This window comes from Prosthecobacter dejongeii, from assembly GCF_014203045.1.
In the GTDB taxonomy this organism is placed as follows: Bacteria; Verrucomicrobiota; Verrucomicrobiia; order Verrucomicrobiales; family Verrucomicrobiaceae; genus Prosthecobacter; species Prosthecobacter dejongeii.
This window is the reverse complement of the sequence record NZ_JACHIF010000003.1, coordinates 510,836-536,576: the sequence shown is the minus strand read 5'-3', so window position 1 is coordinate 536,576 and position 25,741 is coordinate 510,836. Positions and strand designations below refer to the sequence as shown.

The following is a 25,741-nucleotide window of genomic DNA, read 5'->3' as shown; positions in this document are numbered from 1 at the left end:
CTAGAGAAACTTTTCCGCCAGAGTCAAATCTGCCGGGAAGGTAATCTTGGGATTGGGCGAGGTGTTTTCCACCACAGAGACCACCTCGCCCACATGCTGAACCGCGGAGACTTCATCCGTCACCAAAGCAGAATCGCGAATCACCGCTTCATAGGCCCGCACCAGCACATCCCGCTGGAAAACCTGCGGTGTCTCCATCACCCACACTCCCGTGCGGTCTAGGGATCCCGTGATGTGGCCCTCCGCATCCACACGTTTGATCGTCTCCGTCATGGGTCTTGCGCAGGCCACAGCGGCCAGACGACGTGCCGCCTCGATGCAGCGCGTGATTTGCTCTGGATGAATCAAAGGCCGCGCTCCATCATGCACCGCCACCACATCGCTCTCCGCCGTGCAGGCCTGCAACCCAGCCCAAACGGAAAGATGACGCTCAGCGCCCCCTGGTAAAATGGCCTTCAATTTGGGAAACTCCGCGCGCCAAGCTTCCACCACAGCACGCACCTCATCTCCCGCGACAACGAGAATCTCCCCCACTTCCACACAAGCCTGAAACTGGCCTAACGTACGATGCAATACAGGCACACCCGCTAAGGGGGCCAGTAATTTGTTAAATCCCATCCGGCGGCTACTACCCGCGGCAACGATAATGGCAGAAGTCATAGATGCCGCCCACCATGCCGAGCTCGCCCGCTTCTCGCAAGCCTGCGCTCCATTTCAGGGTTCCCCTACCGTCGGTTCGGCCACCGTGGCCGCACGGGTGCGGATAGAACGCGTCAGCACCTCTTTGCCTGAAGTCGTCGGCTCATAGGCCATGCCACGATAGCGCAGAGGTTGGTATCCTAGGGCCAGCATGGCCGCTAGAGGGGCCTCCTTCAACCCGGGTTTCCAATATTCTGGACCACCGCCGGTTTCATAATAGTAGATCCAACTTTTATCTGGCCGCGCCCAGCCAGCACAAAGCACAACGTGTTTTCGGGGAATGTTCAGCAGATCTCCAGGGCGTAGGTTTCCTGCCTCCAAAGGGTAACATACGGAAGGAAGCTGTGAGGTGTCATGCACAGTCGGTAGTTTCAGACAGCGGGAGACGAACCCGGAGCAATCTACGCCCGCCGCCGCTGCGCTGACCGCTGCATTGTCAGCTCGGCGTTTCGCTGGAGAAGAGACATCTCCACCTGCGGCCCCCTGCGCGATGGAGCGGTCAAAGCTTACCGGATCATCAAAGCCACCCCACTTATAGGGAATGCCACGATTCACCTCCCCAGGTAGCCACCAACCTGGTCGCTCTGGGGGATCGTTCAGACTGGCATCCGGGGTGTGGACAAGCACTCCCGCACCATCTTCCCCATGCAAAATATTTCGGGCAAAAGGCCGCCACGGATGAGTCGTGTAACGCTCCGCAAGTGCCAGCGATTCAGTGGGCGTGATCTGAGATGGGGCATCCGCAGCACCCGGCACCAGCTCTGGCGCCACAGATTTGGGGACCGCTGTCTGGCAGGAAGCCAGGCTCAAAACCATCATGGAAAGCAGAGCAATCGAGGGATGCATGGAATAGAAAAACGTTGAGGCTTGCCGCCGTGCGAGGCTGTTTCATACTGTGCTCGTCTCTGGCTTGCAATGGCAGCCATGCCACGCCCCCTGCGTATGAACCTCTGGATTCACCTTTTTTTGGGCCTGTGCCTATTATCCCTGCCTCTGCAAGCGGCGACTGAAGCTAAAATCCGCACGGCTCTGGTCATCGGCAACGCTCGTTATGAACCGCTCGTCGGCCCCTTACGCAACACCACGAACGACGCGAAGGCCGTGGCAAAAACCCTTCGAGACCTCGGCTTTGCAGTCATCGAAAAGCACAATGTCACTCGTGACCAATTGCTCAAAGCGGTGCTGGAATTTCGCGGCACTTTGGCTGGAGCAGAAGTGGCCCTGTTTTACTTTGCAGGACATGGCATCGCCGTAGCAGGGTCCAATTACCTCATCCCTTTGAAGTCCGGCTACAACCCAGAAGGAGCCGATGACATCAGCCTGCGTCTTCTGGCAGAAACCCGCCTATTCAATGTGGAGCAGGCCGTGGCTGACATGAGCACCGCGGGGGCACAGTGCAATCTCGTCATCCTAGATGCCTGCCGCACCACGGCCCTCAGCCGCACCGGGCGCACCCGAGATGCCACAGCTCCGGGAGGGCTGAATGAAATGAAACCTCCAGCAGGTTCGCTCATCGCCTTTGCCACGGATGCTGGACAAACAGCCCTGGATGGTGACGGAGCCAATGGTCTTTACACCGAGGAGTGGCTAAAGCACCTGAGCACACCCGGCCTAACCATTGAGCAAGTCTTTAAACGCACACGTGCAGGCGTTCTTGAGCGCTCTCAGGGCGGACAAATTCCAGCGGAATACTCTCGCTTGGTCGGCGATGATATTTACATCGCTGGCCCCTCGGCCTCCCCCGCTGCAGTGATGTCAGCCGCAACTCCCGCCATTCCCAGCCAAACTCAGATCCTCAATCTGGCCAAGGCTGGCATGGCTGAAGAATGTGCCGACTCCCTCCTTTCTGTGGCTAAAGCCCAAGGCCCCGGAGCTTATGCAGCCGAACCTCTGGGCCTACTTCTGGAACAGGCCAAAGAAAATCTCAAGGACGCCACCACGGGAGACCCGAAAGTCGAAGCCGCAGCAACCACCTGCCTACAAGTGCTGCGGGCTCTGCCACACTGCCTGCCAGCCACCCACGAAAGCTATCAAGCCTTCCAAGCCAAGGCCCACAATCGCCATGGCGATGCCCTGCTCCTCCTCGACCAAGAAACCGAAGCCATCGCTGCTTTCGATACCGCCCTGGCTCTGGATCCCACAGATGCCTACATTCTCTACAACCGAGGTCGCGCCCATGCGGCAGTAGGAGATGACGAAAAAGCGCGGGCCGACTTTACCGCCGCCAGTAACCCGAAGTTCAATCAACCCAAAGCCCGCAAGCTAGCGGAAGAAGCTTTGGAAAAATTGAAGTGAAAGCTACTGGGTATTTACCACTGCCCCTAACCGATGCAGCAGGCTAAACAGGCCAAAAAACGCCCGGTTCACATACACGGACTCCGCCCGCCCACGCGCCCCGCGCAGGGACCGCAGTTCTCGATCCTGACGATTCGCCTCGCCCATGGCATACAGCGTTTGCATGAAGGAGGGATCGGCAAAGTCAAAACGACCTGCTCGGAAGGGTCGAGTCAGCACCTCGATAGATTCACGCGCTAGATCCATGATCTTCTTTCGCTGTGCAGCCCCATCTCCCGGCAGCAGCACATCCATATCCCGCAAGGATTGCTCCAGCTTGGCTTCAGACTCTAGCAAATCAGGGTTCAAAAAGGCAAATTGCTGGGCATGAAACTCGGGCGTGATGGCGCGGGTGCAGCCGAAATCCAGCACGTACAAAAAGCCATCTGATACCAGAAAGTTCCCGGGATGCGGGTCGGCATGGAAGACGTGCAGGACATGGATCTGATGCTGATAAAAATCCCACAAGGCCTGACCGATTTGGTTCCGACTTTCTTGGGTCGCATCGCTCGCAGCAAAACGATCCAGGGTCAGCCCATCGATCCAATCCATCGTCAATACCCGACTGGAACAGCGATCTGGGTAAAAAGCAGGGAATCTCACCCGTTCCAGAGGGGCACAGGCTACGGCAATTTCCTGGGAACGACGCAACTCCGTGACGTAATCGGTTTCTTCCAGCAGTCTTGCCTCCACCTCCGTGAAATAGTGGGCGATGTCTTCCTCCCGCAGCCCAAACATCTGGAGCGCGACCGGTTTCACCACGCGCAAGTCACTGCGCATGGACTCTGCCACGCCCGGATACTGCACCTTCACCGCCAATTTTTTCCCAGCCCGCGTGGCCACATGAACCTGACCGATGGAAGCTCCATGGGCAGCCTCACGGGAAAAGGTATCATACAGCGCCTCCACAGGTTGGCCGAATTCGCGCTCCAGGGTCCTTCGAACGAGGGGCCATGATAACGGCGGAGCCGAATACTGGGCCTGGGCAAACTGGCTGGCATAGGCAGGCGGCAGCAGATTTTGGTCAATGCTGAGCATCTGCGCCAGCTTCAGCGGACCGCCTTTGAGGCGGCTAAACGAGTCATAAACGGCCTTCGCATTCTCTGCGTCCAGTTCATCTCTCAAAGCAAGTTGAGCGGTCTGCGGAGTCACCGCGCGCTGACCGTAATACTTGAGATAATTCATCCCCACGCGCGCCCCCGTTCCTGCCAGATCCGCCATGCGGGTGAGGGGCGTACTACGGATGCTGTCCTGGGTAGGGGGAGCAGCCATATCAGGCGCGATTCATCGCCCCCGGCAAAAGAAAACGCATGAGGTCAAAACCAGAGTCCAGGGCCTGGCGACCAATAAGATCAAACAAGACCGCTACAGATTTTTCCACAAATGCATCCGTCCGCTCAAACTTCGGGCTGTCATCTTTGAGGTGAAACGCTACCACACTGCGCAGCAGTAGCCGCAAAGCCTTTGGATACGCCGCCGTCAGAGGACCGCGATTTACGATCTCCCCCTGGACTTTCCCATGCTGCAGGAGTGAATGCGCAAAGACATCAAAACGATCTTCCAGAGCCGACCATTCCGGCACGGGTTTCACTGGTGAGCTCAATCCATGACGCAAAAGGAAGAGGCTGCGATGATCCAAAGAGGCTTCTAAAAAAGCGAAAAGAAAAGCCAGCGTGCGCTGGCGAGCCGTGAATCCAGACCACTCTGGTCCGCTCTCCACTGAATGAATCACATGTTCCAGCATGCCTTTCCACCAGTGCCGCTCCACAGCCTCTAGCGAAGGGTATTCAGAAAAAAACTCTCGCTCCGTGATGCCCAGATTTTGGCAAAACCGAAAGACGGAAAGTGGGGCACGGCCCTCTGAGCGCAGCTCGTGCAAATAAGCTTCTTCAATGCGGTGACGGAGAGGCGGTGAATCTGGCGGCGAGTCATCCATGATGATCAACATACGCCTGACGCAAAAGAGGCGATGCTTTCGCATCGCCTCTCTCATGAATCTCGGTCAGATCTCGCAGAGCTTAGGCTGCAGGATTGAACGCACGAATGGCGAGGACTTTGATCTTACGCCCGGTGCCTTCTTCAGTCGGGATGTCTGCTTCATCACCTGGAGCCATGCCGATCAGCACCTTAGCGATGTCAGACAGGTAGGAGACGATGTTGTGATCCAGATCGCCGTCCCAGGCCCCCAGGATGGTGTAGGTTTCGTTTTCACCCGTCGCGACGTCCTGGAAATCCACCACCGTGCCGATACCGACCTTGTCTGTATTCACGTTGGCAAAGTCCGTGCCGCGGGAAAGGCTGATTTCGCGCTCCAGTTGGTCCTTCATGCGGTTCAGCACCGCCTGCTGCTCACGAGCCGCCTTATAACCGCCGTTTTCTCGAAGGTCACCTTCATCACGCGCGATCTGAATCTCATTCTTATTGTGCGGGATCTTGACGTTGGCCAGCTCATCCAGCTCGGCCTTTTTCTTTTCCAGGCTTTCCCAGGAAACGATGAGGCGATTATCTTCACGGGATTCCGTGTTTTCGCTCATCAAGCTCTCCATTTCCGGACGGGCTTTGATAACACGCGCCAACAAAGAGCGGCGGGTCAGTTCATCCAGAACAGAGCTGTTGAGGAGACGCTTGGCAAAGTTACGCAGGGATTCGTCATCCGTATCCACCACCAGTTCATGGATGAGCGTCTTGTCATCGGAAAGCTGATCGCTGAGGCGGCCCGTGCGTTTTGGCCCACCCTGCACATGGTCATCTTCCACGGCATCCAGGATGGCATTGCCCAGGTCAATGCTGAACACAGACTGGGCCAGGCCCTTGCGTTCTTTGCAGATCCAGATCAGCAGATCCGCGCTCAGGGTGCGGTTACGAACAGATTTTTTGAGGAATTCCGAAAGTACTTCCAGCTCGCCATTGGCATCCAAAACCACAGCGATCTCAGCCACAGCCCGGCCGCCGGTGCGGGTGAGATGATTGAGGATTTCCGGCACCCAAACACGCTCTGGAAACGCCTCAGGAAAGGCACGGTACATGCGACCAAGTTGGCTGACAGGCAAACCGCCGATGTTTTCGGCCAAAAGAGGACGCGCTTCACACACGAGGTCAGCCACTTTCATCGAGCCCATCGGGGCCGAAGCACCTTCGATGGCGTCAATCAATTCATCGCGAGCCAACAGCAGTTGCAGACTGTCTTTGAGGTGCAGCTTCCAAGCCTTACGAACGGTGTCAGAAATGTCTTGGAATACTGGTTTCAGTTCCGTGGCGGCATCTTCAAACAGGTCCAGGTCTTTCTGGATCAACGCCAAAACTCCCAGTTTGCCTTTCAGGTCGCGCTTGGCCAGAAAGTTCTGCACCATCACGCCACCGGGTTTTTCTGCACTGTCACGCAGCACCAGAGGTTCGGTGCGCTTGGAGGGAACCACGATGTGACGGGCTGTTTTGAGAGTCTTCTTTGCAGATTCCCACCACTTCTTGTACTCCGCTTCGGAGACGATGCGAGGCTTCAACAGACGCTCTAGATCATCTAGAGACATGGAGCTACCGGAAGATTTCAGCGCCAGTTCGATGAGTTCGGTCACCTTGCCCTTGGCCAGAGCTTTCAAGCCATCGAGGTCCGAGTGACGGCGGGAAAGCAAATGCTCTGAAGGCAGGATTTCCAGGGACGTGATAGCGAAGGAAAGCTTCAGTCCGTGACCAGGTTTGCTTTCGAAATCCAGAATGATGCGATCTCCGAGCAGATCCCATTCAGCGACCTTTCCCACACCCCAGCTTTTATGCAGGCAGAAGGTACCGGGTTCGAGTTTCGATAATTTTTCGCCGTCTGCGGCGGCGAGTTTGCCAGCCGCGACCAAGTTTTGGACCTCAGAATTCATGGGAGGGCGATGCTAGCGCGCTGAGGCTGCGTAGCAAAGGAAACCTTTGACGTTTGCTGTTAGGTAAGCTGGGAAAAGGGGCTCCGGAGGTCATAAACCTTCCATTTTGAGGCCAAATTTCGGCCTGCAGCCTCGTTTGTGCCGTTTTTTTCGCGATTAGACCGTCCTTCAACCAAGCTCATTATCTGGCTTCCTAGATTCTCCTACCCGCACCCATCATCTTGCACTGGCAGCCTTCCCAGACGTAAATCAAGCATGTCCCTTTTCCCCTCCGAAGATGCCCGCCTCGCCGAATTCCCCGTCGCCCGCGATAGCATCTTCCTAGCACATGCTGGCGTTACCATTCTACCTCGCCGGGTCACGAAGGTGATGCAGGACTACCTGGAGGAAAGTTGCCTGCGCATGCAGGAATTTCCCGAAGCCTGGCGCGCCGTGAATGAGACCCGCGTCATCGCCGCCCAGATGCTCGGGGCCAAAGCCAGCGAAATTTCTCTCCTCGGCCCCACCTCCCTGGGCCTCAGCCTCGTCGCCAATGGCCTAGACTGGCAGCCAGGCGATGAGGTGGTGTGTTACCAGGACGACTACCCTGCCAATGTGTATCCCTGGACAGATCTGGCCCGCCACGGCGTGGTGGTGCGGCTTTTAAAGCCGGAAGCGCCCGGAGCTATCACCCCGGAATTGGTCGAGGCCATGCTCACGCCCAAGACCAAACTTGTGGCCCTCGCCTCTTGCCACTTTCTCAGCGGTTACCGCATTCAGATTGATGCCATCGGCCAGATGCTGCGGGCGCGTGGTGTCCTTTTTTGTCTCGATGCCATCCAGACGTTGGGGGCCTTCGAGACCCGAGTGGACTATGTGGACTTCCTTTCTGCCGACTCTCACAAATGGATGCTGGGCCCCATGGCAGCGGGGATCGTGTATGTGCGGGAAGAGGTGCAGGAGCGCCTACGGCCCACTTTATTAGGCTCTTGGAACGTGCAAAGCCCCAACTTCATCGCCCAGGACACCATCACTTTTGAAAAAGGTGGCCGCCGTTATGAACCAGGCGTGCTGAATGTCGTGGGCATTCTCGGCATGAAAGCCGGGCTGGAACTGCTGCTAGAACACGGCATCCCCACCGTCAGCGCTCAACTACTGCGCCTGAAAACCCGGCTCGTCCAGGGCCTGGAGCCTCTCGGCTTCCATTTTCTCGGTCCCGTCTCCGGGCCGAACGCCTCGGGAATTACCACAGCTTGGCGGCCTGAAGGCAGCGGCCCCTCCGTCGCGAAAATCTACGATCACCTCACCCGCCAAAAAATCAGCCCCTCGCTGCGCTTTGACCGCGCGGGCCAGCCCTACTTGCGCTTCAGCCCGCATTTCTACAACACCGAGGCAGAAATGGACCGCGTGGTGGATGCCATCGCAGACACACCGGCGGATTAAGCCAGCACGCTCATTTCCCCCTGAAAGGACGACCAATACGAAGCTCGACAGAGCGACCACTCCTCGGATAGCCTAACCGGAAATTTAGAAATTCCGCGATATGGCCAAAAAAGCGCTGCTTCATAAAAACATGGGCGTCAAACCTGCTGCCACCAGCAAGAAGCCATCTTCAGTCGTTAAAACGAAGGCCCCAGTCGGCAAAGTTTCCAATCAACCAGGCCCCAAGAAAATCGCCAAACCAGCCATTCGCCCCCCTCTCCTCCCCACACGACCAACGGCCCACGAGGCATCGGCCAGTCCATCCCCTCCAGCGATTCAGGAAATCGCGCCCACTGGCCTACCCAAAACGGTGCCACTGACCGTCAGTGTCCAGACTTCTCAAGGCCTGGCGGCCAATGGCAATACCCACCCGGCCAATCTCCTGGTCATCGTAACGTGTGCTGGCTGGCCCGTGACGGAATTGGATAAAAACCACTTCACCCTTATGGAGCACTTTGAAGTACCCGGACAGGTGGCCTCCTTCAGCAACAGTATCAGTTCCTTTCGCAATGCGGGAAGCGGAGCTTATCTTTTGCAGACCAAACCCATCAATGGGGCTCCCTGGAAAACGGGTCATCACCTGGGCCAGCTCCTGGTCTCAAATTCCGAAGACCAGCAAGGACAGGCCGCTTTCAAGCTCATTGTGCGGTGAATCTGCCCGAAGCACTGATTTTCAGCCCTGAGAAAATCGAAATCGTCCTTGCAATGTCACCGTGAGTTTTTAATCTTCGTATGCTTGTGAAATTTTTCACAAGCTCAGATCAGGCGTCCCTCGCCAGCTCGTTCCATGAAATATTTCTTCCTCAGCTACCTCTTTGTTGCCGCGATTGTCGTCGCTGCCTTTGGCACACGTGGCAGCAAGTCTGAATTGCCGCCCCTGGAAATCTTCCAAGACATGGACCACCAGGCCAAAGTGAAGTATCAAGCCAAGAGTGATTTCTTTGCCGATGGCCTCGGTGCACGTCGCCCCGTCAAAGGTACGGTCCCAGTGGGTTTCGAAATCCCGGCCAAGCCTGCTTCCGCCCCTGATTTCAAGCCGCCGCAGTATGGCTTCACCAACGGGCTCGACTATTATAACACTGGAAAAATCGGTGACTATTATGGCGACGGCCTTCCCCAGGAAGTGACGCTCAATAAAGCCCTCATTGAGCGCGGCGAGCGTCAGTTCAATATCTATTGCGCCGTCTGTCACGGTGCCTCCGGAAACGGCAAGGGCATCACCTCGAAGTACGGCATCATGACCGCCTTCAATCTTCACCAGAACGGCAGCACCGACCCTGCCAATGCTGGCGCTTACCGCGCTGACGGTGCCATTTACGATGTGATCACGAACGGCAAAGGACTGATGGGCCCCTACGGTGGCAACATCACCGTTCAAGATCGCTGGGCCATTGTGGCCTACATCCGCGCCATGCAGGTGGCGGTGAAGGAAAACAACGTGTCCGTCCAGTAACAGCAGGCATTTCAAGGCATGAGTCACCACGTCACATTCAACGACCTGCCTCCGGGCGGTGAGAAATTCGAAACCGCCAAAGGCGGCAAGCTTATCAGCGCCTTCGGGGCTGCTGGCTTGCTGGGCATCGCAGGCTCTGCCTACATGTTTTTTGCCAAGCCGGATGTTTTTGCTTACAGCTGGCTCTTCGCCTTCTTCTTTGCTTTCACCTTCGTCTGCGGTGGCTGCTTCTGGATCCTCCTCCACAGCGCCTCCAACTCAGGCTGGGGTGTCGCCGTCCGTCGTCTTTGGGAGCAATTGGCCAACATGGTCCTCCCGCTCGCTTTCCTGGGCATCCCCCTCCTCTTCCCTCAAGTGCAGACGCATCTGTATGAGTGGATGAATCACCACCGCGAGGCTAAAACCCAGCTTGTGGCGTCTGAACACGCCGGCGCTGACAAGCACGCTGAAACCGCCGCTGCCCCTGCACACGAAGAAGGCGATGAGCACCACGCTCCACACTCCATCAAGGATCAGCTTCATCACAATTCCCTCAGCAATCCACATCTCCACATCCTGGTAGAGAAGTATGGCTACCTGAATGTGGACGCTTGGTATTTCCGCTTCGCTTTTTACTTCTTCATCCTCTGGCACATCGCTCGCACGCTTCGCAAGAAGTCGGTCATGCAGGATCAGGACGGTGACATCACCCACACCATCAAATCCCGCACTTTCTCCTGCCGCTGGCTTCTCTTCTACGCCCTGACGGTCACCTTTGCAGCCGTGGATTGGTTGATGACCCTCGACTACTCTTGGTTCTCCACCATGTGGGGTGTTTATATCTTCGCTGGTTGCGCTTGGGCCTCCATGGCCCTCACAATCCTCCTCGTGACCTGGCTCAAAGGCCTCGGTTACATGAAGCAAGTCGTCACCGAAGAACATTATCACCTCATGGGCAAGCTGCTCTTCGCCTTCACGGTGTTTTGGGCTTACATCGCCTTCAGCCAGTATTTCCTCATCTGGTACGCCAACATCACGGAAGAAACACGCTTCTACCTGACCCGTAACACCGAAGGCTGGCGCTGGGTGTCCATCTTCATCGTAGTGGGCCACTTCATCGGTCCTTTCGTCCTCCTTCTCTCCCAGCCTCGCAAGAAGAACCCCGTCGCAGTATGCTTGATCTGCCTTTGGATTCTCTTCATGCACTTGGTGGACATCTACTGGAACGTCATCCCAGAACGTGGCCCTTCTTTGGGGCTCGGCTGGTGGGTGGATGGTGCATGGGTGGGTGACGTGGTTGCCTTGTTTGCTGTTGTTGGCACCATGGGCTTCGTCTTCCTCCGCAGCCTTTCCCGTTACAGTCTCTACCCCTGCCGCGACCCGCGCCTTCTCGAGTCCGCCAACGTCATCAACTGATTCTTTTCATGTCTTCGATTGCTACCCCTTCGAAAGCCGGAGCTACCTTCCTTTGGGTGCTTGGCGCATTCGCCAGCTTTGCCGTGCTGTTTTACGTCATTCAGGCTTCCTTTGCCACCCAGGGTGCTGAAGATCCACGTGCCCCTGAACGCCTGGCTAACAAGGAAGAAATTCTCAAGGCCCAAAACGAACTCATCACCAAGATGGGCCTCAAGGATTCTGAGAAAAAAGCCGCTATCTTCGCCAAGACCCTCGAAACCCTGAAAGCTAAGCCCGCTGGCGCTAGCACTCAGGTTGTCCCTGGTTCTCCCACTCAACTGAAACAGGCGGCCGCTCCGGCCCCTGCTGCTCCGGCTCCCGCCGCCCCAGCAGTTACTCCTCCTGCGAACTGATTTTTCTTGCCCCTGGAACCTATGCAGACCTCCCCAGCATCCACGGACACCCTCGCTGACAACATTCGCCGCGCGGCGATTGACAAGTCGGTGAAAGGCCCGGTGCTCTTCCTCTTCCTCAATGGCGCCTTCTGGTTGATGGCTTCCACCATTTTGGGCGTCCTTGCTGCCATCAAGCAATTCGCTCCCGATTTCCTCGGCGCTTGCAGTGTGCTTCAATACGGCCGCCTTCAACCTACCCATATCAATGCTCTTGTTTATGGTTGGGGTGTTCAGGCTGGCCTAGGTGCCATGCTTTGGCTCATGGCTCGTCGTTCGGGCCAGGAGCTTCGCACGGGCAAAAGCGTCCTTTATGTGGCTGCTATTTTCTGGAACATCGCTGTCACCATCGGTCTCGTTGCGATTCTTCTCGGCAAAAGCACCTCGATGCAGTGGTTGGAAATGCCGTCCTTCATCTGGCCAGTGCTTTTAATTAGCTTTCTCGCCTTTGCCTGGCCCATGGTATTCATGTTTGGCCGTGCTTTCCGCCCAGAAGGTTTCATGGTGAGCACCTGGTACATCATTGGTGCTTGTTTCTGGTTCCCCTGGATTTTCGTCACTGCCAACGTCGCCCTTCATTGCCTTCCTGGTCTAGGTGCACTGGGTGCTGGTATCAATGCTTGGTACGTTCACACGATGATCTTGCTGTTCTTCGCTCCTGTGGCGATCGGTGCAGCTTATTACTTCATCCCTAAAATCACCGGCCAACCCATCGCTAGCTCTCAGCTTTCTCAAATTGGGTTCTGGCTCCTGGCAGTCCTCGGCGGTTGGACAGGTATGCAGCATTACATGGGCGGCCCTCTTCCTGCTTGGATGCCAGCCATCGGCGCTGCTACGGGAGTTCTTCTCTTGATTCCTGTCGGTGTGGTCGGTCTTAATCATCACCTCACCACCCTGGGCAAGCACAGCATGGTTGCCTCCAGCCCAACCTTGCGCTTTGTCTTCTTCGGAGCCCTTTTCTATCCAGTGAGCGGTGCCATCTTGGCCCTGATCTCCAACTTCTCCACCGGTGCTACTCTCCAGTTCACACAGGCCTGGTATGGTTTCCAGATCGTCGCAGTTTATGGCTTCTTTAGCATGACCATCTTCGGAGCCATTTATTACATCGTTCCTCGCCTCACTGGCTGTGAATGGCTCTCTGTTCGCCTCATCCGCAACCACTTCTGGTTCTCCGTTTATGGTATCGGCGCGATCGTCGTAACCAGTCTAGTCGCTGGTGCCCAGCAAGGTGGGGATCTAAACTCCCCTGAAATGTGGGATCAGGATTTCATGCAGCTCACGCTGAACCTTCGTCCTTACATCATCGCTCGCGCTATCGCCTGGGGCCTTATCACCTGGTCCAATGTTTGGTTCCTGATCCATCTCATGCTCATGGTCGCCGGTCTTGGCCGCCGCAGCTCTGCCCCGACGCTGCTTGAGCATGATCACGAAGAAGCCCTTCCCCACGCCGCCCACGCATGAGCCAGTTCCGCACCTTTATTCTCGCCCTCATCGCCAGCTTTGGTCTTCCTTGGCTGTGCCTGATTGTCGTCCCGGCAATCAAATATCAGGCCCTCACTCAAATCGCTTACGATAAGGATCGCGACGGTGTCGAAGGTCTGTTCCCGCCTGCACCCATCAACCGTCAAGGCCAGTTGGTCTATGCTCGTGAAGGTTGCGTCCAGTGTCACACGCAGATGATCCGCCCCACACAGCTCGCTCTCGATGGCTGGCGCAAAGGCTGGGGACAGGACCAGGAAGCCCGCCCGGCTGCGGCGGTTCGCTCCAACAACCTTCGTGACTATCTGGGTGAGCCCTTCGCTTTCCTCGGTGTCCAGCGCAGCGGTCCAGATCTCGCAAACTACGGCTGGCGTGCTCCTGAGCGAAGCCAGATCCACCAGATGTTGTTTGCTCCCAAGTCCCTTCACGACTGGTCCAACATGCCTTCCTTCGCTCACCTTTACACAGAGCGTCTCGCACAGGGGCAGCCTTCGAACAAAGCGCTGAAACTGCCGAAGAAATTTGCTGTGAAAGAAGGCTACGAAGTGATTCCAACACCAGAAGCCGAAGCTCTGGTGGATTACCTCCTCTCTCTCAAGAAAGATTACCCTGTTCCTGGTGAATCCGCCGCTGTCGCTGCAGCCCCTGCTGCTGCTGCCAAGAAATAATTTTCGGAACACTCGCGACCCCCGCCTATGAGCGCTCCTTCCTCCTTCCCCAATCCCGACAGCAACGATCTCGACCGTCTTCACGCCGCCGTGAAGCGTGAAAAGGCCGATCTCGCCCCAGGCACAGAACCCGCGCCGATGTGGGTGATCTTCCTGTTCATGATCGTCGCCATCATCGCCGGTGGCCAACTTGGCCCGATGACCGGCGGTTATAGTTTTGATGTCAGCAACCCATTCACCGCTTCCAAATCCTCCGACCCACGCGGTGGTGCTGGTGGTGATGTGGCTGCTGCCGATCCTTTCCAGACTGCCATGAAAAAAGGCGCCAATGGTTACGCCGTCTGTGGTGGTTGCCATCAAGGTAACGGTGCAGGTCTTGCTGGCCAGTATCCGCCCCTTGCAGGTTCCGAATGGGTCTTGGGTGGCACGGAGCGTCTGATTCGTGTCGTGCAGCACGGTCTTGTCGGCCAGGTTACGGTGAAAGGACAGAACTACAACTTCCCTGGCGGTATGCAGGCCTTCGGTGCGGGGATGTCCGCGACTGACCTCGCCAATGTGTTGACTTACATTCGTAACTCTTGGGGCAATGAAGCTCCGATGATCACCAAAGAAATGGTTGAAAAAGTTCGCGCTGAAGAAAAACGCGCCACTCAGTGGACCATGGCTGATCTTGAAGCTTTCAAAGATAAAAACGTCCCTGGAGACATCCCAGCAGGCCCGGGCGCCACAGCCCCTGCCGCTAAGTAATCGAAGATTTATTTTCATGTTCTGCAAATGGCATTCCGTTGAAGGCAAGGCGCCCCAGGCAGCCTCAGTCTCGGTGTGGCCAGTTGGACAAAATCTTGTGTCCCCGACGATGGTCCAGCCAGTGCTGAACCATCGTTCTTTGCCTCTAGAAATCAGGGATTCCCAGGCCAATCATACTCCTCATTTTTTCGTCGCTTAGGCCACGTCTTTCCACATTTCTGCCACGTAGCTTTCAGGTTCCTTTTTCAATCATCTTATGAGCGCCGCCGCCACCACCCACGATCACTCCCACGGAGCCGATCATGCGCATGACCACCACGAGCCGGGATTCTTCGGCAAGTATATCTTCTCCTGTGACCACAAGGTCATCGGCATTCAGTACGCACTCAGTGGTTTGCTTTTCCTGCTTCTGGGGTTCTTCCTCATGTTGCTCATGCGCTGGAGCATTGCCTTCCCAGGCCAGCCTGTTCCAGGATTGCTGTTTGTGGAGAGCCTCCCTGTCCTAGGCCCCCTCTTCCATGAAACTATTGGTCGCTGGGCACCTGGCGGTATCGTCAATGGTGAACTGTACAACATGCTTGGGGCCATGCACGGTACCATCATGGTGTTCCTCGGCATCGTGCCTCTCGGTTTCGCAGGTTTCGTCAATTTCGTCATGCCGCTTCAGATTGGCACGATTGATATGGCCTTTCCGAAACTCAACATGTGGAGCTTCTGGCTCTTCTTCGTCAGCGGCGTCCTGATGATTTACAGCTTCTTCGTTGGCACAGGTCCGGTTCAAACAGGTTGGACCATGTATTCCCCACTCGCTTCCACCACCACGCTAGCCGTCACGAACGTTTGGGCACACGGTCACACTTGGTGGCTCACCGCCATGGTGTTTAACATCTCGGCCTCTCTTCTGGGGTCTGTGAACGTCATCACTACCGTGATCAACCTTCGTGCCAAAGGCATGAGCTGGATGCGGATGCCGTTCTTCTGCTGGGCCATGTTTGTCACCAGCTTCCTCCTCCTTCTGGCCTTCCCTCCTCTGGAAGTGGCCGCTCTTCTCCAGCTTGTGGACCGTGTCTTTGGTTCCAGCTTCTTCCTTCCGACCGGTCTGATGGAAGGTGGTCAGCACCTCGACATCTCCGGTGGTGGTAGCCCGCTGCTTTACCAGCACCTTTTCTGGTTCCTGGCTCACCCAGAAGTGTACGTTTTGATCCTCCCTGCCTTCGCTATCCTGTCGGAAGTCATCCCGGCAAATACCCGTCGTCCGCTTTGGGGATACAAGTCCATGGTCTATGCGGCTATGACCCTCGGCTTCCTCAGCTTCTTGGTTTGGGCTCACCACATGTATCTGACAGGCATGGGCACCATGATGTCCACCTACTTCCAGATCACTACCGTGCTGATTTCCGTGCCGTCGGTGATCCTTCTGACCGGACTGATGATCTCTCTCTGGGGCGGATCCATCCGGTTCACTCCACAGATGTTGTTCGCATCTGCCTTCTTGCCCATGTTCGGTATCGGTGGTCTGACTGGTCTGCCGCTCGCTTTCACCTTCATTGACTTGGCTCTACACGATACTTACTACGTGATCGGTCACTTCCACTATGTTGTGGCTCCAGGCACCATTTTTGCCCTCTTCGCCGGTGTGTATCATTGGTATCCGAAGATCACTAGTCGCATCATGAGTGACTTCCTGGGCAAGCTGCATTTCTGGCCTTCCCTCGTCGGCATGAACTTGATCTTCGCTCCGATGTTCATTCAGGGCATGGGTGGCTTCCACCGCCGCTGGTATGACGGTGGTAAGTATTTCGAGCAGACCAGCAGCGCATCCAACTGGGTGACCAAGCTGACCTCGGACTTCTTCAGCATCTTCGGCATGGACGTCCCCAACAATCTTCTCGGTCTTAACGTGCTGATGACCGTTGGCGCAACCATCCTCGCCCTGGGCCAGGTGCCTTTCATCCTGAACGTCTTCCTCAGCATCAAAGCTGGCAAGAAAGCCAATAGCGACAACCCCTGGCATTGCACCACCCTTGAGTGGGCGACTCCAACGCCACCTCCACACGGTAACTTCACATTTGAGCCGATCGTCACTCGTGGCCCTTACGAATACAGCGTTCCTGGCTGCACCCAGGATTACCTTCCCCAGTGGGAAAGCGAGCCCGGCAAAGCTGCCACCGCTCCTGCCTCCACCTCTGCCCCGGTTGCTCATCATTGATCCGAGCCCAGACCTGAGAACTGAACCCTGAGCAATTCCCTTCGCAATGGACATCCCCTATACCGTAACCGCCCGTCCCGACACGGGCCTCTACAATGCCAAAGTCGGCATTTGGCTCTTCCTCGCTTCTGAGGTGATGCTTTTCGGCGGCCTTTTCTCTTCCTACATCTTCCTGCGTGTGGGGGCTGACTACCACTGGCCCGTGCATGAGCTGAACGTTACAATGGGATTCATCAACACCTTGGTGCTGATCTTTTCCTCCGTGACGGTCTTGCTCGCTTGGGCTAACTTGAAGCTGCGAAACATCGGCAAATTCAAGATGTATCTGGCCATCACAATCCTTTGCGCCATGGCATTCATGGTCATTAAGGGTTTTGAATACAACTCCAAATTCAATCACTACGCTGTTAAACTGACGGATGGCACCTTCCTTACCGGTCACTTGGACGAGGGTTATGAAATCAAGTTTGGCGAAGCCAAGGAATTCACTCTCACCATCACGGGTGAAAACAAGGCTGTTAACGCTGATCCTGCTGGCTACGTCGTGCCTTTCGTGGACGGCGAACTGCCTTCCTTTAAACTTGATTCTGGCGAGGAGTTCTCGTTGGAAGCTTCCGCTTTCAAAGCCTTCCAGAAAAAGACTGTCGCTGCCGCTAAAGAAACCCTCGAAAAGCGCCGTCAGGAACTGCGTGATCAAGGCAAAGCCGACAAAGCTCGCGAGCTGAACATTGTCCCTGACACGACGGTCAAGATCATCGCTAGCCAGCCCGTGAAGTTCAAGGTCAAGCCCTCCAAGCTTCTCGGTTACTCCTCTGACGCCATCACTTTCGCTGACGGCACCACCGCCAAGGGCAAGTTGATTGACGACAAGATGACTCTTACCGTGGACGGCGTGGATACTCGCTCCGTACCCGACGCTGAGAAGTCCCTGGCCTGGAACAGCCAGTATCTCGGTGAAGGTTGGAAGAAGGCCTTCATTGCCAAACGCGACGAAGCGCAGGCTGAATTCAAGGAACACTACCCGAACCGCGATCCTCAAAAGAGTGCCACGCACCAGAAAGAAGCTTTTTACCTGCACATTCATTCTGCCACACCTCCTGCTGAAGGTGCCCATGGAGACGGTCATGCAGCTGAGGCTAAAGCTGAACACGGTGAATCCCACGACGCGCACGCCGCCCACGGACCAAAAGTGGTGCTGGAAAAGAAAGACATCGCTTTCTACTCCAACTACACACCGAAACTGAACACCTACTACGCTATCTACTTCACCCTCACAGGCCTGCACGGCCTTCACGTGGTGGCCGGTGCACTGGTGCTCACCTACTTCCTCTTGTTTGACGGCAAAATGCTTCGCAACGACCCTGAGCGCCTTGCGAACCGCGTGGAAGTCGGTGGCCTGTTCTGGCACTTTGTGGACTTGGTGTGGATCTTCCTGTTCCCACTTCTTTATCTCCTGTAATCGCCAGCTCTCCTCTTCACCTTTTCCCTCTCAAGTTTTATGGCCGACAGTCCTGAAGAAATCCACAAGTCGATCAAGAAGATCCTCATCGTCGGAGGAGCCCTTGCATTCCTCACCGCCGCTACAGTGGGTCTTTCCTATGTGGAATTGCCCACCCACAGCATGAACATTCTGGCGGGCATGATCCTGGCTGCTTTCAAGGCAGGTCTTGTCGCGCTGATCTTCATGCACTTGAATCATGAAAGCCCCCTGATTTACAAAATCTTGGCTTTCACAGGAGCCTTCGCCATCGCGTTGTTCTTTCTGTTCGTATTCTCTGCCAGTGATCCACTCGTGTTCAGTGGATTCTACGACAGCAACAACTGATCTCCCCCTTCACTGGTTATGTCCCTCAAGCACTTCCACATTGTCTTTCTCTTTTTCGCCATTCTCGGTGACCTGGGTTTTTGGCTGTGGACTCGCATGCTCCCAGAGCAGGCGGCTTCTTTGGGGGTGACTGGCCTGGGTGCTTTCGCTGGTTGGCTCAGTCTTGTCATGACGGCCTATGGCATCTGGTATGTGGTGAAAAAGAGCCGCACCATCATTGTCTGAATCCTCTCACCTTGCTTCCACCATGAGCGCTTTCTTTTTCCAGCTTGCCTGCGCCACCTGCCGCCCAGATCCGGGCAGTGTGATGGCTCAGGCTCAGGATTTAGCCGTTCTGGTGATGTTGGGTTTCCTTGCCCTCGGTATGGGTGCCGTGGGTTTGATCTTCATTAACTTTGTCCGTAAACAAAACCGTCTCTCCGCTGACGCGCAGCTTTAATTTTCTCTCGTAATCTCTCATGAGCGTCTCTGACATCAATACCTGGATCGGCATCACTCAAAACGCCTCTGAGCACGGCGGTCTTGTGGATCACATGCTCGGCTTCGTCCATTGGTTCATGCTGGCCCTGTTCATCGGCTGGTCCATCTTCCTCACGATCGCCTTCACGCGTTTCCGTAAGTCGAAAAATCCCTCTGCGGATTACCACGGCGTTCGCGGCCATGCCTCCACCCACATCGAAATCGGCGTGGTCGTGGTGGAAGCCATCCTTCTCTTGGGTTTCGCCTTTCCTCTGTGGTCCCGCCAAGCTGATGACTTCCCGACCAGCCCAGACACCATCAAAATCCGCGCCCTTGGCGAGAAATTCCTCTGGAACTTCCAGTATCCTGGCAATGACATGATGCTGAGCACCTGGAGCATGAAGGGAATCACCCCGTCAAACGTGACTGGCCGTGATCTCATGGACCCGAATGGTAAGGATGACTTTGTCAGCCCTAGCACCATGAAACTCCCTGTCGGCCGCCCAGTCATTGTGGACGTCAGCAGCAAAGATGTGATTCATAATCTGGCTCTCGTGCCAATGCGTTCCGCCCAGGATGCTATACCAGGCGTGAAAGCTCATATGTGGTTCAAGCCGGTGAAGACAGGCACTTGGGATATTATCTGTGGTCAGCTTTGCGGCCCAGGTCATGCCCAGATGCGAGCTGTGCTGGAAGTCATGGATGGCAAAGAATATGATGAGTGGGCCAAGGAGCAGTCCGCAAGTGCCGCAGCGAAGTCTGCAGCAGCCACTGCACCTGTGACCGCAGCTAAGTAACTCGACGCATCCCTGTTCAGTTTTTTTCGGGAATGTCCCGCTTCTGATCAGGGAGCGGGACATTTTTTTGACTAACTTCCATTGACCATGATCTGGACCCGCTTTCAAAAACTCGCCCTCATCGCTTTCATCACTGTCGAAGTGTTGATCTTTGTCGGCGCTGTGGTGCGGGCCACAGGTTCAGGGCTAGGTTGCCCGGATTGGCCAAAATGCTATGGTTGCTGGGTCCCACCAACGAGCGCGGAGGACATTGATTTCAGCCAACTGAAGATCGAGAAATTCCGCGCCAAGGCCGCCGCGCATGGACGCGATCCCGCGACGATCACGCCTGAAACGATCAAAGCGGAGTTCGATGCTACGGCGACCTGGATCGAATACTTTAACCGCCTCACCAGCATCCCTGTCGGTATTGCCACAATCGCTCTATTCATCGCCGCGTTTGGTGAATACCGCAAAGGGCGGACTCGTGTTTTCCTTGCTGCGATAGCTTCAGCTTTGTTGGTGGGGATCAATGCTTGGCTCGGGGCCAAAGTGGTCTTCAGCGCCCTGAAACCTGGCACCATCACGGTGCACATGGCTTTAGCTATTCTATTGCAATGTGTCCTGGTCTATACAGCCTGGAGTGCCAATGATCAGCCGTGGAAACTTTCTTGGAAACAACACGTCCACAACGGTTTACGCTGGATCGCTTGGATTCTGTTCGGTCTCATCGCCATTGAAGGCGTTCTGGGCTCCCAAGTTCGCCAATTAACGGATATGTTGGCTCAGACTCATGCTGGACATCCGCGTAGCGAATGGGTAACAGAGCTGGAGCAGAGCTGGGTCTATCTCCTCCACCGCAGTTTCTCCTGGCTCATTCTCTTTGCAGGGGCTGCCTTTCTACATCTCAGTCGGCGTCACCTGACACGCGTGGGTTGGTTGGAATGGAGTGTTTTTGGCCTGATCTTCAGTCAAATGATGCTGGGGGTTGTCTTGGCCCATATCGGTATTGTGGGCATCGCTCAGGTGCTGCACATCGGTCTGTCCTCGTTGCTGGTCAGTGCGTTGTTTCTCTGGCTGCTGGGTTCCACAGGAAAGGTTGTCAGTGTTTCTGGCGAATCGTCACCAGCGCGTTAAGTTGTCACCCCAATGTCTGAAAGCGCTAGCCCCTCCCCCGAGACTGCCTCCAAAACCTGGAGCATGAATGACTTGCTCGTGCTCACCAAGTTCCGGCTGAGTGCTTTGGTTATCGTCACCACTTTCGTGGGCTTTTGGCTGCGGGTAGGCACAAACTTGGATGGATGGCTGCTTTTCCACACTATTTTAGGCAGCAGCTTGGCCGCCTTCGGAGCCGCCGTGTTTAACCAGCTCATGGAGATCGAGCCTGATTCGCGCATGCTGCGCACGGCAGATCGTCCCCTGCCCTCAGGCCGCATCAGTCCCAGTGCCGCATTCGGCATCGGCTGGCTGCTGAGTTCTTTCGCTCTCATTCACCTTGTCGCCAAAGTGAACTTTGAAGCTGCGGCGCTCACGGCGCTGACGCTCTTCACCTACCTCTTTATTTACACTCCTCTGAAAAAACAATCGCCTACCAACACGCTTGTGGGTGCGGTTTCAGGGGCACTGCCTCCATTGATCGGCTGGGCAGGTGCGGCGGGTCAATTGCCTCACGAAGCCGCCTACGTGCGCTGGGAGCTTTTGTGGGAGCCCGGGGCCATTTACCTTTTCTCTTTACTCTTCCTTTGGCAGCTCCCTCACTTCCTGGCCATCAACTGGATGTATCGTGATGAATACCGCCGTGGGGGATTTGTCATGCTGGCCAATGATGATGAAGCAGGGGTGCGTACCTCCAAACATGCCTTGGCTTACTCCATCGCCACGCTTCTGCTGATGTTTTATCCGGTGCAGCAGGGCCTGGTCGTCACCTGGCTTTTCCTGCCGCTAGCTCTGGCCCTGGCAGGTTGGCTGTGCAAACTGGCGGTGGATTTCCAAAAGAATCCCGAACGCGCGTCTGCCCGTAAGCTTTTCTTTTGCACCTTGATGTATCTGCCCGGCATCCTTTTCATCTCTGCCATCGCCTGGAAGCGAGCTTGATGAGGACCTCTGCCGCAAAGCCCTACCTATTTGATTTTTCACTATGTCCCAGCCCCTTTCTCCCTCCAAACCTTCCCTCACCCCGTGGGCCATCTGGATTCCGATCATCATTGCGGTACTTGGCGTGGTGGTTTTCTACAATTACCTCATCGCCATGCAGCAGCAGGCCAAGAGCGAAGATAAAAATCGCCCGGCCATCCTAGGTCGCTTGGAGCGGGATCTGGAACTGACAGAGCGCGATGGCCGAAAGGTCCACCTAGATGAATTGCGGGGAAAAGTCCTGCTGGTGTCCTGGGTTTACACCCGCTGCCCACGAGGCTGTGCGGGGGTTATTGCCAAGCTGAAGAAGCTTCAGGAAGAGTACAAAAATAATCCGAATGTGCATTTCATCTCCTTCACTTTGGATCCTGAAGACACCCCGGAAATGATGCAGAAATTTGCCCGTGGTATCAATGTGCAAGATAAGGATCCCTGGTGGTTTGTGAACGGAACGAAGGATGAAGTGCGCAACTACATGACCCAATTCATGAAATTCCGCCCGGTGCAGGATCTCCCTGAGGCTGACCGTCTGTCTCCGGATGACAAATACATTCACGACCTGCGCGTAGCCCTGGTAGATCACAAAGGTCACGTGCGTGGCACGCAGTACGATCTGATGAATGCCGATCCTCAATTTGGAGATTACTTTGAGGCCCAACTTCGCAAGGACCTGGACTTCGTGCTCAAGGAAAAGGAACAGGGCAAATAAACAGCCTCGTTTTCACACCCCTCACATTCCTCTCTCGAATGACTGTTTACGACCTACCGCCGATCAATGCCACCTTGAATGCCTGTGCCACGGTGTTCATCATCTTGGGCCTCATCTTCATCAAGACCGGCAACAAGAAAGCTCACATTGCCTGCATGGCCACAGCGCTGACGTTTTCGGCGGCGTTTTTGGGTTGTTATCTGTATTACCACTTTCATGTGCTGCATGTGAAATTCGCCGGCACAGGGGGTATCAAAACGTTCTACTATGGGTTGCTCATCACCCACGTTTTCCTCGCCATCGTGAACTTACCCATGATCATCATGACGGTGATCCCAGCACTCCGGCAGCGCTTTGATAAGCATAAGCGCATTGCCAAATGGACCGCGCCCATCTGGCTGTATGTCTCCATCACGGGGGTGATCGTTTACCTCATGTGCTATCAGTGGTACGGCCCGCCGATCCGCTGAGCAGGCCATTGTTGAATCTTTTACTTCAGCGATTCCAGTTCCACGCGTCGGATTCGCAGGCGATTGAGCCCGCCGATTTTGGAATCTCCTGCGCAGTAGGCTAGCAGAACTGCGTCCGGCACCCAGTGAATGGCGGTGTAGCAATACCAGCCTTCGGGATCGGACTCGATGAGTTTCTTGCGGCTCCAGGTTAGGCCACCGTCTGAAGACAGGCCAATCACCAGCGGCGTGCGCTTTTTCTCCACCATGGGATGGTCACCACTGTGGTCATTCCAGACGGCCAATAGGTCCGGAGAGCCAGGCACGCGCTCAATGCTGGCGGGGGAAGTAGGAGACCTCAGGGGGCCTGGGGAGACAGGAGTCCAAGTCTGGCCACGATCACGCGAGCGGCACTCATACTGCACGCCCTGATCCGTGCGGAAGAAGGTGAGCAAGGAGGAGTCGGCCAGTTCCACAATGCCAGGTTCTTGCAGGCCAGATTGGGTGGAGGGGACTGGCAGTGCTTGCCACTGAGGAGCCTCTTTCCAGGTCTTTCCTTCGTCATCGGAGATCACCCACAGACCGATGGCCCGACCATCGAAAGACTTGCTGCTATCCGGGTTCGAATTCCGAGACCGATGGGAAGCCAGGGGGGCGATGAGTCTGCCGCTGCTGTGCTGAATGACGCGGTCATTATTCATCACAAAGTAACCCGGTGCCTCCAGCATGAGCACGGGGTCACTCCATGTTTGTCCTTCATCATCGCTGAAACGCACATGAGGGCGGCAGTCCAGCCAAGTGTTTTTAAGCAGGTAGAAAAAGGCGATGCGACCGCTTTGCAGTCGAAGGAGGGAGACGCTCATCACATTCGCGCCGCCTTTGTTTTCCAAGATGATGCGTGGGGCATCCCAGGTGCGGCCTTGATCATCCGACTGGATGGAAACAATGCGGGCCGCACTGTGATCTGAGGCTCCACCGAAAAATTGGGTGTAGTAATAGAGCAATCGGCCCGACTTGAGTGTGATAAAAGAGCCTTCTGAGTTGCGAGGGAACTCTGGTGTCGGTTCCAAATTTAAAACCACAGTGTCAGCGGCAGCCTGGAGTTGCAGGGCCAAGAGCAGAGCGAGGAAAAAGCGCATGGGGCTACTAACGTTCATCATCGCGCTCTCCCTTCGTGCGAATATGACATGATAATATCTCTTGCGTGCCCCTAGGTCGCACGCTGGACTGAGAAGCATGGCTCAAAACCTCGATGCCCTTCGTCTGGCCCTGCAACATTCCCCGGATAATGTGCCCCTGCTGCTGCTCTATGCCTCTGGCTGCATGGAAGAAATGATGCATGATGAAGCGGAGGCGGCCTATACCAGCGCCCTGAAATACGACACTGAAAATGCGGAAGCTCGCACGGGGCTAGCCCAGGTGGCCCTCCTGCAAGGACGCCTCTCTGAGGCGGCAGTGCGAGCCGAACAACTGATTGCGCAAAAACCTGACTACGCGCCAGGTTACCTCCTGCTCGCCCGTATCTTGGTCACTGAAGGGGAGCTGGGCCGTGCCCGCAGCCTCTATGATAAGGCTTTGATCCTCAACCCAGCCCTTTCCGATCCAGGTCTGGAAAAGAATCTTCGCAACATCAAACCCAACGATGAGGGAACTGAGGGGCGCAAGCGCGCGGGCCTGGCTTCCAATGGTGATTATGTCGAGGCAGATGATGAAGACGAAGATGAGGACGACAGCCAGCCCCGAGGAGGATCGGCGTTTGACTTGGGCCTTGCTGACTTTGAAAAACCCAAGCTAAACTTCAGCAGCGTGGGCGGCATGGAGGCGCTGAAGGAAGAGATCCGCATGAAGATCATGTATCCGCTTCAGCACGCAGAACTGTTCAAAGCCTACGACAAGAAGGTGGGCGGTGGAGTCCTTCTGTATGGTCCTCCAGGCTGTGGTAAGACGCTCATCAGCAAAGCCACGGCTGGAGAGATCAAGGCCAACTTCATTGCCCTCGGGCTGCATCAGATCCTGGACATGTGGATCGGCAACTCCGAGAAAAACATGCATGAGGTCTTCGAGCTGGCCCGCAAGAATGCGCCCTGCGTGCTCTTCTTTGATGAAGTGGATGCACTGGCCGCTGACCGCCGGGATCTGCGCCAAAGCGCGGGGCGAAACCTCATCAACCAATTCCTCTCTGAGATGGATGGAGCCGACTCCCAAAATGATGGAGTATTGATCCTGGGCGCGACGAATGCTCCTTGGCACATTGATCCCGCCTTTCGGCGGCCAGGCCGCTTCGACCGCACTCTCTTCGTGCCGCCGCCAGATGAACCTGGCCGCGCCTCCATCATTGAAGTGATGGCCGAGAAAAAGCCCATTGGAGAACTGGACCCACGTGCTCTGGCAAAGAAAACGCCTGACTTTTCCGGGGCCGATCTCAAGGCCGTCTTTGACCTCGCCACTGAGGAGGTTTTGACCGAAGTCATGCGCACTGGCAAGGTGGTGCCCCTGACCACCAAGGAACTGATCAAGGCCGCAGGCCGCCATAAACCGACCACGAAGGCCTGGTTTGAGAGTGCCAAAAACTACGCCATGTACTCGAATCAAAGCGGATTCTATGACGATGTGTTAAAGTACCTCGGGCTCCTCAAACGCTAGTACCT

Annotated in this window: 26 protein-coding genes; 20 read left to right on the top strand and 6 right to left on the bottom strand. The window is 55.7% G+C overall.

What is annotated here, in order from left to right:
- On the bottom strand, positions 1 to 660 hold the full coding sequence (gene ispD, locus HNQ64_RS10125; protein WP_184208098.1) for a 2-C-methyl-D-erythritol 4-phosphate cytidylyltransferase: 660 nt from the start codon (positions 658 to 660) through the stop codon (positions 1 to 3).
- 54 nt (positions 661 to 714) lie between these two features.
- On the bottom strand, positions 715 to 1,545 hold the full coding sequence (locus tag HNQ64_RS10120; protein ID WP_184208096.1) for an NlpC/P60 family protein: 831 nt from the start codon (positions 1,543 to 1,545) through the stop codon (positions 715 to 717).
- 78 nt (positions 1,546 to 1,623) lie between these two features.
- Here HNQ64_RS10120 and HNQ64_RS10115 point away from each other — a divergent pair, with 78 nt between their 5' ends.
- The gene (locus HNQ64_RS10115; RefSeq protein ID WP_184208094.1) at positions 1,624 to 2,994 is read left to right on the top strand and encodes a caspase family protein; all 1,371 of its coding nucleotides are present in this window, start codon (positions 1,624 to 1,626) and stop codon (positions 2,992 to 2,994) included.
- A gap of 3 nt (positions 2,995 to 2,997) precedes the next feature.
- Here the strand turns inward: HNQ64_RS10115 and HNQ64_RS10110 are convergent, their stop codons facing one another.
- From HNQ64_RS10110 to HNQ64_RS10100, 3 genes are all read right to left on the bottom strand, one after another.
- On the bottom strand, positions 2,998 to 4,305 hold the full coding sequence (locus tag HNQ64_RS10110) for an ABC1 kinase family protein (protein ID WP_184208092.1): 1,308 nt from the start codon (positions 4,303 to 4,305) through the stop codon (positions 2,998 to 3,000).
- 1 nt (position 4,306) lies between these two features.
- Positions 4,307 to 4,969 (bottom strand): hypothetical protein, encoded by a 663-nt coding sequence (locus tag HNQ64_RS10105; protein WP_184208090.1) that lies wholly within the window; start codon positions 4,967 to 4,969, stop codon positions 4,307 to 4,309.
- Positions 4,970 to 5,051: 82 nt separating this feature from the next.
- Positions 5,052 to 6,899 carry a GreA/GreB family elongation factor gene (locus HNQ64_RS10100; protein ID WP_184208088.1) on the bottom strand — a complete coding sequence of 616 codons (1,848 nt, stop codon included), beginning with the start codon at positions 6,897 to 6,899 and terminating at the stop codon, positions 5,052 to 5,054.
- Positions 6,900 to 7,154: 255 nt separating this feature from the next.
- Here HNQ64_RS10100 and HNQ64_RS10095 point away from each other — a divergent pair, with 255 nt between their 5' ends.
- From HNQ64_RS10095 to HNQ64_RS10005, 18 genes are all read left to right on the top strand, one after another.
- Complete coding sequence (locus HNQ64_RS10095; protein ID WP_184208086.1) at positions 7,155 to 8,321, top strand: aminotransferase class V-fold PLP-dependent enzyme; 1,167 nt, start codon at positions 7,155 to 7,157, stop codon at positions 8,319 to 8,321.
- A gap of 100 nt (positions 8,322 to 8,421) precedes the next feature.
- Complete coding sequence (locus HNQ64_RS10090) at positions 8,422 to 9,012, top strand: hypothetical protein (RefSeq protein ID WP_184208084.1); 591 nt, start codon at positions 8,422 to 8,424, stop codon at positions 9,010 to 9,012.
- 135 nt (positions 9,013 to 9,147) lie between these two features.
- Positions 9,148 to 9,813: a c-type cytochrome gene (locus tag HNQ64_RS10085; RefSeq protein WP_184208082.1), complete on the top strand. Its 666-nt coding sequence runs from the start codon at positions 9,148 to 9,150 to the stop codon at positions 9,811 to 9,813.
- Between the two features lie 18 nt (positions 9,814 to 9,831).
- Entirely contained in the window at positions 9,832 to 11,208 is a 1,377-nt protein-coding gene (locus HNQ64_RS10080; RefSeq protein WP_184208080.1) for a hypothetical protein, read from the top strand.
- Positions 11,209 to 11,216: 8 nt separating this feature from the next.
- Positions 11,217 to 11,600, top strand: a complete 384-nt coding sequence (locus tag HNQ64_RS10075) for a hypothetical protein (protein WP_184208077.1) — start codon at positions 11,217 to 11,219, stop codon at positions 11,598 to 11,600.
- Between the two features lie 21 nt (positions 11,601 to 11,621).
- On the top strand, positions 11,622 to 13,100 hold the full coding sequence (locus HNQ64_RS10070) for a cbb3-type cytochrome c oxidase subunit I (protein ID WP_184208075.1): 1,479 nt from the start codon (positions 11,622 to 11,624) through the stop codon (positions 13,098 to 13,100).
- The gene (locus tag HNQ64_RS10065) at positions 13,097 to 13,786 is read left to right on the top strand and encodes a cbb3-type cytochrome c oxidase subunit II (protein ID WP_184208073.1); all 690 of its coding nucleotides are present in this window, start codon (positions 13,097 to 13,099) and stop codon (positions 13,784 to 13,786) included. Before HNQ64_RS10070 ends, HNQ64_RS10065 begins: the two co-directional genes overlap by 4 nt.
- A gap of 27 nt (positions 13,787 to 13,813) precedes the next feature.
- The gene (locus HNQ64_RS10060; protein ID WP_184208071.1) at positions 13,814 to 14,533 is read left to right on the top strand and encodes a c-type cytochrome; all 720 of its coding nucleotides are present in this window, start codon (positions 13,814 to 13,816) and stop codon (positions 14,531 to 14,533) included.
- A 256-nt stretch (positions 14,534 to 14,789) separates the two neighbouring features.
- On the top strand, positions 14,790 to 16,742 hold the full coding sequence (locus HNQ64_RS10055; protein ID WP_184208069.1) for a cytochrome c oxidase subunit I: 1,953 nt from the start codon (positions 14,790 to 14,792) through the stop codon (positions 16,740 to 16,742).
- A 46-nt stretch (positions 16,743 to 16,788) separates the two neighbouring features.
- Positions 16,789 to 18,201 (top strand): cytochrome c oxidase subunit 3, encoded by a 1,413-nt coding sequence (locus HNQ64_RS23910; protein ID WP_246431005.1) that lies wholly within the window; start codon positions 16,789 to 16,791, stop codon positions 18,199 to 18,201.
- A gap of 39 nt (positions 18,202 to 18,240) precedes the next feature.
- A complete protein-coding gene (locus HNQ64_RS10040) occupies positions 18,241 to 18,567 on the top strand; it encodes a cytochrome C oxidase subunit IV family protein (protein ID WP_184208067.1) in 327 nt (108 codons plus the stop codon).
- Positions 18,568 to 18,585: 18 nt separating this feature from the next.
- Positions 18,586 to 18,792 (top strand): hypothetical protein, encoded by a 207-nt coding sequence (locus HNQ64_RS10035; RefSeq protein ID WP_184208065.1) that lies wholly within the window; start codon positions 18,586 to 18,588, stop codon positions 18,790 to 18,792.
- Between the two features lie 22 nt (positions 18,793 to 18,814).
- Positions 18,815 to 19,006 carry a hypothetical protein gene (locus HNQ64_RS10030; RefSeq protein ID WP_184208063.1) on the top strand — a complete coding sequence of 64 codons (192 nt, stop codon included), beginning with the start codon at positions 18,815 to 18,817 and terminating at the stop codon, positions 19,004 to 19,006.
- A gap of 19 nt (positions 19,007 to 19,025) precedes the next feature.
- On the top strand, positions 19,026 to 19,823 hold the full coding sequence (locus HNQ64_RS10025) for a cytochrome c oxidase subunit II (protein WP_184208061.1): 798 nt from the start codon (positions 19,026 to 19,028) through the stop codon (positions 19,821 to 19,823).
- A gap of 87 nt (positions 19,824 to 19,910) precedes the next feature.
- A complete protein-coding gene (locus HNQ64_RS10020; RefSeq protein WP_184208059.1) occupies positions 19,911 to 20,939 on the top strand; it encodes a COX15/CtaA family protein in 1,029 nt (342 codons plus the stop codon).
- Between the two features lie 63 nt (positions 20,940 to 21,002).
- Positions 21,003 to 21,896 carry a heme o synthase gene (gene cyoE / locus HNQ64_RS10015; protein ID WP_246431004.1) on the top strand — a complete coding sequence of 298 codons (894 nt, stop codon included), beginning with the start codon at positions 21,003 to 21,005 and terminating at the stop codon, positions 21,894 to 21,896.
- Between the two features lie 43 nt (positions 21,897 to 21,939).
- Positions 21,940 to 22,644 carry an SCO family protein gene (locus tag HNQ64_RS10010; RefSeq protein ID WP_184208055.1) on the top strand — a complete coding sequence of 235 codons (705 nt, stop codon included), beginning with the start codon at positions 21,940 to 21,942 and terminating at the stop codon, positions 22,642 to 22,644.
- 38 nt (positions 22,645 to 22,682) lie between these two features.
- Positions 22,683 to 23,114 (top strand): DUF420 domain-containing protein, encoded by a 432-nt coding sequence (locus tag HNQ64_RS10005; RefSeq protein WP_184208053.1) that lies wholly within the window; start codon positions 22,683 to 22,685, stop codon positions 23,112 to 23,114.
- A 20-nt stretch (positions 23,115 to 23,134) separates the two neighbouring features.
- Here the strand turns inward: HNQ64_RS10005 and HNQ64_RS10000 are convergent, their stop codons facing one another.
- Complete coding sequence (locus HNQ64_RS10000) at positions 23,135 to 24,232, bottom strand: sialidase family protein (RefSeq protein ID WP_246431003.1); 1,098 nt, start codon at positions 24,230 to 24,232, stop codon at positions 23,135 to 23,137.
- 97 nt (positions 24,233 to 24,329) lie between these two features.
- Here HNQ64_RS10000 and HNQ64_RS09995 point away from each other — a divergent pair, with 97 nt between their 5' ends.
- Entirely contained in the window at positions 24,330 to 25,736 is a 1,407-nt protein-coding gene (locus tag HNQ64_RS09995; RefSeq protein WP_184208049.1) for an ATP-binding protein, read from the top strand.
- Positions 25,737 to 25,741 lie beyond the last annotated feature (5 nt).

Coding starts and splice junctions, on each gene's coding strand:
- ispD (WP_184208098.1), bottom strand. CDS start 660: ATGACTTCTGCCATTATCGTTGCCGCGGGTAGTAGCCGCCGGATGGGA.
- HNQ64_RS10120 (WP_184208096.1), bottom strand. CDS start 1,545: ATGCATCCCTCGATTGCTCTGCTTTCCATGATGGTTTTGAGCCTGGCT.
- HNQ64_RS10115 (WP_184208094.1), top strand. CDS start 1,624: ATGCCACGCCCCCTGCGTATGAACCTCTGGATTCACCTTTTTTTGGGC.
- HNQ64_RS10110 (WP_184208092.1), bottom strand. CDS start 4,305: ATGGCTGCTCCCCCTACCCAGGACAGCATCCGTAGTACGCCCCTCACC.
- HNQ64_RS10105 (WP_184208090.1), bottom strand. CDS start 4,969: ATGGATGACTCGCCGCCAGATTCACCGCCTCTCCGTCACCGCATTGAA.
- HNQ64_RS10100 (WP_184208088.1), bottom strand. CDS start 6,899: ATGAATTCTGAGGTCCAAAACTTGGTCGCGGCTGGCAAACTCGCCGCC.
- HNQ64_RS10095 (WP_184208086.1), top strand. CDS start 7,155: ATGTCCCTTTTCCCCTCCGAAGATGCCCGCCTCGCCGAATTCCCCGTC.
- HNQ64_RS10090 (WP_184208084.1), top strand. CDS start 8,422: ATGGCCAAAAAAGCGCTGCTTCATAAAAACATGGGCGTCAAACCTGCT.
- HNQ64_RS10085 (WP_184208082.1), top strand. CDS start 9,148: ATGAAATATTTCTTCCTCAGCTACCTCTTTGTTGCCGCGATTGTCGTC.
- HNQ64_RS10080 (WP_184208080.1), top strand. CDS start 9,832: ATGAGTCACCACGTCACATTCAACGACCTGCCTCCGGGCGGTGAGAAA.
- HNQ64_RS10075 (WP_184208077.1), top strand. CDS start 11,217: ATGTCTTCGATTGCTACCCCTTCGAAAGCCGGAGCTACCTTCCTTTGG.
- HNQ64_RS10070 (WP_184208075.1), top strand. CDS start 11,622: ATGCAGACCTCCCCAGCATCCACGGACACCCTCGCTGACAACATTCGC.
- HNQ64_RS10065 (WP_184208073.1), top strand. CDS start 13,097: ATGAGCCAGTTCCGCACCTTTATTCTCGCCCTCATCGCCAGCTTTGGT.
- HNQ64_RS10060 (WP_184208071.1), top strand. CDS start 13,814: ATGAGCGCTCCTTCCTCCTTCCCCAATCCCGACAGCAACGATCTCGAC.
- HNQ64_RS10055 (WP_184208069.1), top strand. CDS start 14,790: ATGAGCGCCGCCGCCACCACCCACGATCACTCCCACGGAGCCGATCAT.
- HNQ64_RS23910 (WP_246431005.1), top strand. CDS start 16,789: ATGGACATCCCCTATACCGTAACCGCCCGTCCCGACACGGGCCTCTAC.
- HNQ64_RS10040 (WP_184208067.1), top strand. CDS start 18,241: ATGGCCGACAGTCCTGAAGAAATCCACAAGTCGATCAAGAAGATCCTC.
- HNQ64_RS10035 (WP_184208065.1), top strand. CDS start 18,586: ATGTCCCTCAAGCACTTCCACATTGTCTTTCTCTTTTTCGCCATTCTC.
- HNQ64_RS10030 (WP_184208063.1), top strand. CDS start 18,815: ATGAGCGCTTTCTTTTTCCAGCTTGCCTGCGCCACCTGCCGCCCAGAT.
- HNQ64_RS10025 (WP_184208061.1), top strand. CDS start 19,026: ATGAGCGTCTCTGACATCAATACCTGGATCGGCATCACTCAAAACGCC.
- HNQ64_RS10020 (WP_184208059.1), top strand. CDS start 19,911: ATGATCTGGACCCGCTTTCAAAAACTCGCCCTCATCGCTTTCATCACT.
- cyoE (WP_246431004.1), top strand. CDS start 21,003: ATGAATGACTTGCTCGTGCTCACCAAGTTCCGGCTGAGTGCTTTGGTT.
- HNQ64_RS10010 (WP_184208055.1), top strand. CDS start 21,940: ATGTCCCAGCCCCTTTCTCCCTCCAAACCTTCCCTCACCCCGTGGGCC.
- HNQ64_RS10005 (WP_184208053.1), top strand. CDS start 22,683: ATGACTGTTTACGACCTACCGCCGATCAATGCCACCTTGAATGCCTGT.
- HNQ64_RS10000 (WP_246431003.1), bottom strand. CDS start 24,232: ATGCGCTTTTTCCTCGCTCTGCTCTTGGCCCTGCAACTCCAGGCTGCC.
- HNQ64_RS09995 (WP_184208049.1), top strand. CDS start 24,330: ATGGCTCAAAACCTCGATGCCCTTCGTCTGGCCCTGCAACATTCCCCG.